The organism is Thermogemmatispora sp., assembly GCF_019683755.1.
Taxonomy (GTDB): Bacteria; Chloroflexota; Ktedonobacteria; order Ktedonobacterales; family Ktedonobacteraceae; genus Thermogemmatispora.
Map to the genome: position 1 here is coordinate 1 of NZ_JADGHT010000399.1, position 3,830 is coordinate 3,830.

General features: G+C 58.4%; 2 protein-coding genes. Both read right to left on the bottom strand.

The window, feature by feature from the left end; all coding sequences use genetic code 11:
• On the bottom strand, nucleotides 1–1,593 hold a 1,593-nt coding region (locus IRZ24_RS17860), incomplete at its 3' end, for a hypothetical protein (protein ID WP_297167270.1).
• 952 nt (nucleotides 1,594–2,545) lie between these two features.
• Nucleotides 2,546–3,830 (bottom strand): sensor histidine kinase (locus tag IRZ24_RS17865; RefSeq protein ID WP_297167273.1); only part of this gene is annotated, 1,285 nt, incomplete at its 5' end.

Consider the following 3,830-nt stretch of genomic DNA (forward strand, 5'->3'; position numbering starts at 1 on the left):
GATCTGCTCCTCGATCGAGCGCATCAGCTGCTCATCGGGATCGATCTCCTCATCGGTGATGGGATCGCGCAGCTTCGTCTTATTGCAATAGGCCTCGACATTGTCGAGGTAGTTATTGAGCAACGTGCGCGCCGCCTCCTCATAGGAATAGACAAAGGCGCGCTGCACCTCCTTCTTGGCCAGCTCGTCGTATTCCTTACGAGCCTCACTGATAAAGTTGAGGTAGCGCTCGCGCTCCTCGCGCGTAATGCTCGTATGTTGATCAAGGCCATCGCGCAAGGCGCGCAGAGCATCGATCGGATTAATACAGGTCACATTCTGGCGCACCAGAGCATTTGAGAGGCGGTTAATGACATAGCGCGGCGAGATGCCATCCATGCCCTCGCGCTGGGCCTCCTCCTGCAGCTCGCGGACATCCTTCTGCTTGAAATCCTCGATGTCCTCGCCATCGTAGAGGCGCAGTTTCTTCATCAGGCTCATGCCGGCCTTCTTGGATGGCTCCAGGCGCGTCAGAACGGCAAAGATGCTGGCGATGCGCAGCGTATAGGGGGCAATGTGCACGTTACGCAGGGCACTCTGCTTGAGGAGCTTTTCGTAGATCTTGATCTCATCGGAGACGCGCAGGTTGTACGGCACCTTCACCAGAATGATGCGGTCCTGCAGCGCCTCTGACTTCTTATTGCCGACGAAGGCTTGATACTCGTGCTCATTCGTGTGGCTGATCACCACCTCGTCGGCATAGATCATGCTAAAGCGGCCTGTCTTGATGTTCTGCTCCTGGCTGAGGGTGAGCAGCACATAGAGGAACTTCTCATCGACCTTGAGCATCTCGATGAATTCCATCAGGCCGCGGTTGGCGACATTCAATTCGCCATCGAAGCGATAGGCGCGAGGATCGCTCTCGACCCCCACCTCACCAATGGTCGAGAGGTCGATGCCACCCACTAGCTCGCTGATGTCCTGGCTCTTGGGGTCCGATGGCGTAAAGGTGCCGATGCCGATGCGATACTTCTCGCTGAAAGCGATGCGCTGGACAGGGACATCTTCGATGCGCCCGTGATATTCGTTGTCGAGCATGTAACGACAGCGCGGGCACAGATCGCCCTCGATGTAGAGGCCGAACTCCTTTTCAATATCGGGGCGCAGCTCCTGGGGAATGAGATGCAAAGGCTCCTCATGCATCGGGCAACCTTTGATCGCGTAGACGGCGCCGGCCTCGGTGCGCGTATAGGCTTCCAGGCCCCGCTTGAGCAACTGCACAATGGTCGATTTGCCGCCTCCGACCGGCCCCATCAGCAGCAGGATGCGCTTACGCACCTCCAGGCGCTGGGCTGCCGAATGGAAGTAGTCGACGATCTGCTGCAGCGCCTTCTCGATGCCGAAAATCTCCTGGCTGAAGAAGTTGTACCGCAGTTCGCCGTTGCGCGTAGTCTCGACCCCCGCCTCCATGATCATGTCATAAATGCGCTCATGCGAGAGGCGGGCGACCTTCGGCCTCTTACACGCGATCTCAAAGTACTGGGCGAACGTCCCTTCCCACGCAAGTGCTCGCTCTCGGTCCCGATATTCCTCTAACCGCTTCACCAGGTCCATAGGTTACCCTTTCTTCTTCTGTCTGCTAGGCTGCCGGCAGGTTCTTCAGGCGGGACGCTTCGCCGTAGACCATCGCCGGCGGGACGGGAAGAACGCTTATTGACTGTTTCACCGGGTGTACGCCTTTGCCGAGGTTCCTTTCCTTCTATGCCTGCTATGACTACAATGACTGCTGCTCCTTCCGGCGCGAAAATCAGGTAAACTATGATATCAAAGGGCTGGTTTTCTGCTCGATCTGCATGCCAAGCTAGAGAACCAGCCCTTTCTACGTTGCAACATGCAATATGACTGTATTTGCTGCCTGCATCTTCTGCTCGCTCTCCTTCCGCATCTCCTCTCGCCTGCCTTCAATACCCTCTTGCGGCTTGCCAAGCTGCAGAGAAGATGGGCCGCTGTCCGCTTGGCCCTCGGGCCGCGTGGAGCAAGCGCTGTCTCCGCTGCGCCTTCTCCTCTTCCCCGCTCCTCACGCCTGCACACCTCCCGAGAGGCTCCTCTTTCTTCCCTCGCTGGGGATGGCTTGCCTGGTCGAATGTCATATGCTGCTTGATTTCGACGCGTTTCAGAGTAAACAGTAACGGTAATCGTAGCATACAGTACAGACCGGTCCCTGTCAAGTGGCGACCGCCGCTTTTCCACATCCCCCATCTGGGTCATCCTCTTTCTGCCGTCGCCTTCTCCCCCACAGGAGCCTCTCCTCATCGTAGTCGGGCTATGTGTTGGTTCTTGCTGCCAGGGAGGAAAGCGGCAAGTTTCGCTAGCAGCCTTGGCGGCACCATCCTGACGGCAGCGGTTTGGCGGACGGAGTCGCCGAGGCGGGGAAGGGCGGCAGCTAGCTAGCCAGCTCTGGGCCATCGCCAGGCTGGCCTGAGCAGAACGGGCACGGGAAGGTCACAGGGGAAGCACTACAGGCAGAGACATCAGCAGCGTCTGAGTCGCGAGGAATCCTCAACGACTAGGAGGCTTCGCGCTGCGGCTCATGAGGGGCTTCAACGAGCGGAATATCAGCCATGAGCTGGCAGCCTCCCCCAGCAGGTTGGCAGAGATATAGCTCTCCCCCCAGCTCCTGGATGCGCTCGCGTATACCGATCAGGCCATAGTGGCCGCGCTTCGGGCTAGGGTCTGTACCGGCCAGGCCTGAGCTTGCTAGCGAGGCGCTGCCGCCATTGCCGGCTGCCGCCGCTAGTCGGGCCTGGAGCACCGGCGGTAAACCGATCCCGTTGTCGGCGATAGAAAGGAGCAGCCGACCGGATTCGCTGCGTAGCTGCAGAGAGACACGCGTTGCCTGAGCGTGTTTCTCGACATTAGTGAGAGCTTCTTGCACGATTTTGAGCAGGGCCTCTTGGCGATCACCAGGTAGGTGTTCCAAGGCAGGCGCAAGATCTAGATCTAGCTCCAGCTCCCAGCCGCAGCGCGCCGCCAGACGCTGGGCAAAGGAGGCGATCGCCTGCCGTAGTGAGCATTGTCCCAGCACGGGCGAACGTAGATTCGCAATGGAGGCCCGCAGCTCGTTCATGGCCTCACGCGTGACTTGCAGGGTCTCAGCAATCTCTTGCTCACAACGCTCTGGGTCGCGCTTGACAAGACGACGTATGACCTCTAGCTTGACACTGACGAGGGTGAGAGCATGACCCAGGGTATCATGCATCTCCCGGGCCAGACGCGTGCGCTCGCGCAGGATCGCTAGCTCTTGCTCACGGGCCGCCGAGAGCGCTAGGCGCTGGTGCGCCTCTTCCAGCTCGCTATGAGCCTGGGCTAGCTCCTGCAAGAGGCGAGCATTGCGCCTCTGCTCACTGAAGAGATGGGCAATGGTGATCGCTGAGATCGTGGCTGAGCCGAGAGTTAGCATCAGCCCCCCCAGCGAACCGAGGTCCGCCAAGCTCAGTGGCCAGCGCACCAGCCCACTGAGGAGCACGAAGGTTAAGAGCGAACAGAGCAGCGGCCAGATCAGAAAAGGCAGCTCAAAGGCAGCGAAGCAGAAGCCAAAGACAAGCCAGTAGTCCCAGACTAGGCCACGGTCTATGTAAGTCAGCCCCAGGCAGATGAGGTAGCAGATGGCCCAGAGCACCAGAGCATAGGGACGGGCTGGGGGCCAGCGGCGATTCCTCTGCAGCCAATTGCGACCGAAATAGAAAACCTGTAATAGAAGCAAAAATATTGATAGTATGATTATACTAGCAGCTCTCCAGTCCTGAAAATAAACAGGTGAGGCGCTGAGTACAATATAATCTCCTATTGAT